The 3118-nt window shown below is 60.6% G+C and carries 2 protein-coding genes and 1 tRNA gene; 1 reads left to right on the top strand and 2 read right to left on the bottom strand.

The annotated features are described in order from the left end of the window. The coding region (locus tag Q0G18_RS09250) for a DMT family transporter (protein ID WP_297152369.1) at positions 1-905 on the bottom strand (905 nt) is incomplete at its 3' end. A gap of 82 nt (positions 906-987) precedes the next feature. After that, the gene (locus Q0G18_RS09245) at positions 988-2964 is read right to left on the bottom strand and encodes a DUF2207 domain-containing protein (RefSeq protein WP_297152366.1); all 1977 of its coding nucleotides are present in this window, start codon (positions 2962-2964) and stop codon (positions 988-990) included. Between the two features lie 63 nt (positions 2965-3027). Between Q0G18_RS09245 and Q0G18_RS09240 the strand changes: the two genes are divergently transcribed. Continuing rightward, a tRNA-Ser gene (locus Q0G18_RS09240) sits at positions 3028-3118 on the top strand.

Here is a 3118-nt window from a genome sequence, read left to right as displayed (position 1 = left end):
GATGTTGTTTTTCTCCGACATGGCTTCTCCTTCAACGGTAATGTCTCGCTGATCACTATAGCAGCAAAGATCAGCACAAAGCCCACCACAAGGCGCAACGTCATCTGCTCGCCATACAACAGGATGGAAAACACCACGCCAAACACCGATTCCAGACTCAAGAGAAGCGATGCTTGGGTGGGTGGCACATGCGCGAGCGACACGTTCTGGATACCGAACGCAACAACGGACGCGAACACCGCGAGGAACAGCATCTGCCCGATGATTTCAGGGGTGAACGCCGCGATACCCGGGAAGGTTTCGGTCGCAGCGCCGAAGACGATTCCGAGCGCGCCTTCCGCGATGAACTGAAACACCGTCAAAACAAGCGCGTCGCATTTCTGCGCGAATCTCGAGACGGCGACGATGTGAGCCGCGAATGCGACCGCGCAGCCAAGCGTCATCGCCTCGCCGAAGCCGATGGAGAGCGTCTCACCTGACGAGCTCACCGACACAAGCCAAATGCCGCACACGGCCACAATCGCCGCAACGATATTGAACGCGGTCGGGCGCTTACGCGCGATGAGCCACCAGGCGAACGGCACAAGCACGCAATACGTCGCGGTCAGAAACGCGTTGATGCCCGGCGTGGTGTGCTTGAGCCCCACCGTCTGCAGCCAGAAGGCGGTGAAGTCGAGCACCCCGAGAATGAACCCGTAGGTCACGACCTTGCACGAGCAGAACCGCATGACGCGCTTGCGCAGTATCACGAGCAGCAACGCGCCCGCAAAGAGAAAGCGCATGCCCAAAAGCCACGCCGGGGGCAGCACGGCCACGACGTCTTTCATGACGACGAAGCTGAAACCCCAGATAATCGTCGCGAGAACAATGAGGAGCTTATAGACCCAAGATGGGATATTTGCCATGGATGATGTTCTTCTTCCTTCGAGACAGGGCCGAGAACCGCCGCATACGGGCGGTTGGCCCGCATGACGCCTTAAGACCCCGCTATTTCCTGCCGAACCCGCCGCCCGTCGCCTGGGACTCCTCGCGCTTCGCGATCGCGGTATGCGCCGCCTGAAGCGAGTCTTTCAAACACTCGTTGATCGCCGGAGCCGCAGCGAGGCGCCGCACGCGCGCCAACGCGGTTTGGGATTTCGTCTCGTACCACGTCTGCCAAACAGCCGGCTGGGGCGCGCCATGGAACGACACCGCCTCGTCAGCCACGCCGAACTCATAGGCGAAAGGCAGAAGCTCTCCCCATTGCGACGGGGAAAGAGATACGGGCTCGTCGAGTTTCTCCAGGTCGCGCATCCAATTGCGAAGCCCCTTGCAACGCGAGATCAGGTTATTGCCGCTCTCGGTGCGCCTCGGAAGGTAGTTCGCGACGAGCGTCGTCGCCATGGCGGTCGGAAGCGCGAGCACGGCGGGAATCAGGTTTATCGTGATGATCGCAATGGCGACTCCCGCGACAGCAGTCACGCCGGCCACGATGAGGAACACTTTTTGCGCGCGCTTGCCCGCAGCCTCGAAGAAGTTGCGCTCCTCGCACGCCTTGCCAAGCGAGGCCTGCCATGCGCTCATCGACTCGATAAAAGCCTCGGGCTGATCGACCGCACGCTGCTTCAGCTGGTTGAGCGAGCGGGAGTCGCCAAGAGCGCTGTGTCCCATGAGAATCTCCAGCGCGGAAGATTCAAGCGCGCTGAGGCTTCCCGTCGGCGCTCCGAAGGCAACCGAGAGATACCAGGTGGGAGCTGTGTCTTTGGAGGGATCGCTCGCCTCGATGCGCAGCACGCCCTTATGCGCAAGCCGCATCACCGTCGCCGTGAAGTCACGCATGTCATCGTGGTTCCAGCGCCAAAGACGCCCTGCCACCGCAGGCTCCAAACCCTCTTCGGGAACATCCCGATAGTACTTCCCCGAGAAATCAGACGGGTATTCTCGGCCCCAGCGGGCATAGGCGATCGCCGCCGCAGCCAGAATCGCCGCGCACACGACAGCTATCAAGGCGAAGGTCGTGAAAAGGGCTTCCTGTTGGAAACTCCAGGAATCGGTCCACACCTTCTCTTCGGCAATCGCATAATCGAGCCGCGCCGTCGCGCGATTCGCGAGCATCTTCTTGCCGTCGAGGTGCGTGAGCCACGATGCGGGGAACAGCACGTGGGCCGTTGCGTACTGACCGGGGTTTACCACGTCGTCGTGGAGCACGACCGTTCCCGCCGAATCAACCGAGACCGTACCGTTTTGGGGACCATGCCCCCATGCCCGCACCGTGTCGTTCGGAATGACCGTCTCTCCTTGAGCGACGGGAAGCGTAATTGTCGCCGTGACGTTTTCCGAGGCCACCGGCCAATCGAGAGAGACGTAGGTCCAGTACGCCTCGGAGATATCCTTGTAGGCGAGAACCGCATTCGTGATGGAGTAGTCGAGTTCCACGATTACGCGGGAATCGGCCACCTGGGGGAAAGCATAGAGCGTGTTCTTCGCGTTGTCGTAAGCATATGTGGCCCCGCTGGAGGCGCCCCCGGCGAGCCATTTATCGGAAAACGAGGTGCTCGAAAGCGTCTTCCAGTCACCCTCGACGTTCCCGTCGGCGTCGGCTTGAGCGAGGCGCATGCCGTTGATCTGCACGCTCGCCGTTTCGGCAAGGCTGGTGAACGACCAGCCGACATATGCCGAATCGCCCTGGAAATCGAGGACGCGATACTCGATGACCCGGTACGATCCGTCCGTTTCCACCTGCATGGTGATGTCGGTTTTCGGGCTCGAGTACGAACCGGCAGCGAATGCAACGCGAGGCAATGCCGCCATCAAAGCGACAGCAAGCACGAGAAGGCAAGCCGCGAGTACGGCGGCGAGGGAAACCGCTGGGCGCATTGGGGCGATATCGCGAGCGATCGGGCGCTTCGCAGCGCACGAGCTGTTCGCATTCATCCGCATGAGGCGCAGGCAAGCCGTTCGCCGCGCATCCTTTCTGTTTCTCACCGCAGTGCTCCTTGCATCTTTTTCCCGTTCACGGTATCATAGCAAACCGCACCTATTATAAGTGGAGAAGTGACCGAGAGGCCGAAGGTGCTCGCCTGCTAAGTGAGTATGCCCCAAAAGGGCATCTAGGGTTCGAATCCCTACTTCTCCGCCA

This window comes from uncultured Ellagibacter sp., assembly GCF_934636505.1.
Taxonomy (GTDB): Bacteria; Actinomycetota; Coriobacteriia; order Coriobacteriales; family Eggerthellaceae; genus Ellagibacter.
The sequence above is the reverse complement of the archived record's forward strand: the minus strand, read 5'-3'. Positions and strand labels throughout refer to the sequence as shown.